The organism is Lutibacter sp. (assembly GCF_040883305.1).
In the GTDB taxonomy this organism is placed as follows: domain Bacteria; phylum Bacteroidota; class Bacteroidia; order Flavobacteriales; family Flavobacteriaceae; genus Lutibacter.
The window spans coordinates 1-3,542 of the sequence record NZ_JBFLKT010000334.1 but is presented as its reverse complement, the minus strand read 5'-3'; the positions used below and the strand labels follow the sequence as shown (position 1 = coordinate 3,542).

The window sequence follows — 3,542 nt, the reverse complement described above, 5'->3', positions numbered from 1 at the left end:
CGAATATATACCACAACCTAAAATCGTTAGTGTAAATCTAAATGTGGAGTTATATCCTTCTAAAAGAAATTATAGAGCAGAGGGTTATTATATCCTCAAAAACACAACTACAGCACCTATTAATGAGGTTCATATTCAAAAAATGATAGAAGATGATGTTGCCTTGAGTAACATTACTTTTGAAGGTGGAGCTACAATAAATAAAGAATACAGTAAATATAGTTATTCGATTCATAAACTAAAGAATCCTTTGCAACCAGGTGATTCTATTAAAATGAATTTCAAGCAAACATATACAACTAAAGGATTTTCAGGATCAAAATCTAATACTGCTATTGTTGAAAACGGAACTTTCTTTAAGAACGAAGATTTTCCAATTTTAGGATATGCTAAAAAGTATGAGCTTCAAGATAAAGAACAACGTAAAGAATATCAATTACCTGAAAGGGTAGGTAAAGCATCAATAGATGATGTTAATGAACTACAAAACGCAAGATCTGGAAGTGATTCTGATGGTATATGTTTTGAAATGATTATTGGTACAGCAATAGATCAAACTGCTATTGTACCTGGAGAGTTAGTAAAGCAATGGAAAGAAAATAACCGTAGTTACTTTCAATATAAAATGAATCAGAAAATGATTAACTTTTATGCTATTGTTTCCGCACGTTACGAAGTAAAGAAAGATATTTGGGAGCCTAAATCTGGAATCATAAAGCAACCTGTTGAATTAGAAATCTACTATCATAAAGCACATCATTATAATTTAGATAGAATGATGAAATCTATGAAAGCTTCTTTTGATTATTATAGTACTAATTTTAGTCCATATCAATATAAACAAATGCGTATTACAGAATTTCCACGTTATGCACAATTTGCACAATCGTTTCCTGGTACAGTGCCGTTTTCTGAGTCTATAGGCTTTGTATTAGATATTGATGACAAAGAAGATGTAGATATGGCATTCTATGTAACTGCACATGAATTGGCGCATCAATGGTTTGGAATGCAAGTAGAAGCCGCTAATGTTCAAGGCCAATTGATGATATTAGAAACCTTGTCACAGTATGCAGCTATAATGGTGTTAAAACAGGAATATTCCGAAGAAAAAGTACAACAGTTTTTAGAGCTTCAAAAAGATAAATATGTAGCAGGAAAAGAAAGAGAAAGTAGAGAAGAACCATCTCTTGCATTGGTAGAAAATCAAGATTACATCTATTATGCAAAAGGAGCGCTGAACATGTATGAACTTCAAAAAAGTATTGGAGAAGCTAACGTTAATTTAGCTTTAAAGAGGTTTATAAACGATTGGAATACAACAAATGGAAAGTTAAAAACGGCTACAAATAGGTATGCAACAACTAAGGACTTATTAAGGTATTTTAGAGATGTTACACCAGATTCACTGCAATATTTAATAGCTGATTTGTTTGAAACAGTGAAGCCTATGAAATAACTTTAATCATAAAAATCATTTACAATAGAAGCTGATATAACTTTATTTTAATCAAATAACGACTTATGTGATCGAATAAATTTTGATTCTGGAAGAAGTTTCTCAAAAGATGAAAATTTTTAATGACTAACAATCATCTCATTTTTTTAATAAACTTTGGTATTCACAATAATAGGTATAAAAAATAGCTGAATTTATAAAACTAATTAATATTACACTTATCTTTAAAATTTAAAACACCAAATATGGTATATCAATTATCAGCTTAAAATCGTTTTTAACCTGTAACCATATTTTAGGACTAGACATTAGAGAATGGACAATAAAAAAATGAAAGCAGCAATTCGCAGGAATTATTGTGCTCCAAATCAATTAAAAATTGAATCTGTTGATAAGCCAGGCCCGAAGGAGAATGAAGTATTAATTAGAGTTTATGCTACAACTGTTAACAGGACTGATTGCGCGAACCTGATAGCTAAACCATTTTTCATGAGATTTGTCCTAGGTTTATTTAAGCCAAGGAAAATCATAGTAGGGACAGATTTTGCAGGAGAAGTACTATCAATTGGTAAAAATATTAAATCAATTAATATTGGAGACAGGGTATTTGGCTTTAATGACACAGGTTCAGAATCTCAAGCTGAATATTTAACAACTGTTGATGAAAATATTTTCACTATTCCAAAAAACATTGATTTTAAACAGGCAGCTGCAAGTATAGAAGGAGCACATTACGCTTACTCTTTTATTCATAAAGTAAATATTAAATCAGGCCATCGCATTCTAATAAATGGAGCTACTGGTGGGATTGGTTCCGCTCTATTACAATTTGTTAGGCAATATGATGTAAAAATAACCGCCACCTGTAGCACTAAGAATATCGAACTCATAAAAAAATTGGGTGCTGACGAAATTGTTGATTACACGAAAGAAGACTTTACTGATAAAGATGGAAATTATGATTTTGTTTTTGATACGGTTGGTAAAAGCACATTTGGTAAGTGTAAAGCATTATTAAATAAAAAAGGAGTTTACATTTCCTCTGAATTAGGACCTTATTCTCAAAATGTATTCTATCCTCTATTTAATTCAATATCAAATAAGAAAGTAATCTTTCCTATTCCTTACAATAAGAGAGAAACAATACCATTTATAATTAGTCACTTAGAGAAAGGAAGTTTTAAGCCAGTGATAGACAGAGAATACCAATTAAAAGATATATCGAAGGCTTATGAGTATGTAATCAAAGGAGAGAAAATAGGAAATGTTATAATTAACGTTAAGAATAACGAGAGTACAACAAAACCTAAACTGCATTAAAAAATAGTTTAGCCAAACTGTTGTGCTTAACATCTCTAAAAGAGATTTTTTTGCAATTATTATATTTTGCCTGTAATATTTTTTAATTTACACCACTAACTACTAAAAACAATACTATTGAGTAGCGATTTTTATAAAACATCTATATTACCATTTGCAGGAATAATTATCAAATTATGTCGTGCATACACCAACTCGCAACAAGATTTTGAAGATTATTACCAAGAAGTGTGTTTACAGATATGGAGGAGTAAAGATAATTTCCGCGAGGAATCGCAATGGAGTACTTGGGTGTACAGAATTTCATTAAACGTTTGTTTAACCTTACTTAAGAAAAAGAAAAATAATGTTCAACATTTTGCGTCAGATTCTATAACTACTGAAGAAACCGAAGACAACTACGCATTTTCAAATGAATCTCTAAATTTATTATATGCTGCTATTAGAAAATTATCAGAAATAGATAGAGCCATTATAATGCTCTATTTAGAAGAAAAATCACAAAAGGAAATTGCTGAAATTATAGGAACAAATCCTAATAATATTGGTGTACGTGTTAAAAGAATTAAAAATAGATTAAAAAAAATACTAGATGGAAAAATCAATTGAAAACATATGGAAAGAAGGTTTTCTAGAAGGTGATGCATTAGTAGCGCCAAAAATAAACAACCTATACAGCCAAAAATCAATTCATATCATTGATAAATTTAAAAGAATGTTTCGTATTAATTTAATTGCAATTGTGGCTTTCTCATTTGCTTTT

3 protein-coding genes are annotated in these 3,542 nt (G+C 30.0%); all 3 read left to right on the top strand.

Annotation, left to right across the window (positions count from 1 at the left end):
• A partial coding sequence (locus AB1Z17_RS10870; RefSeq protein ID WP_368051819.1) for a M1 family aminopeptidase occupies positions 1–1,459 on the top strand: 1,459 nt, incomplete at its 5' end.
• A gap of 330 nt (positions 1,460–1,789) precedes the next feature.
• Complete coding sequence (locus tag AB1Z17_RS10865) at positions 1,790–2,779, top strand: NAD(P)-dependent alcohol dehydrogenase (protein WP_368051818.1); 990 nt, start codon at positions 1,790–1,792, stop codon at positions 2,777–2,779.
• A 117-nt stretch (positions 2,780–2,896) separates the two neighbouring features.
• A complete protein-coding gene (locus tag AB1Z17_RS10860) occupies positions 2,897–3,388 on the top strand; it encodes an RNA polymerase sigma factor (protein WP_368051817.1) in 492 nt (163 codons plus the stop codon).
• Positions 3,389–3,542 lie beyond the last annotated feature (154 nt).

Bases quoted from the DNA above. Each gene is read 5' to 3' on its own strand.
- AB1Z17_RS10865 (WP_368051818.1), top strand. From the start codon at position 1,790: ATGAAAGCAGCAATTCGCAGGAATTATTGTGCTCCAAATCAATTAAAA.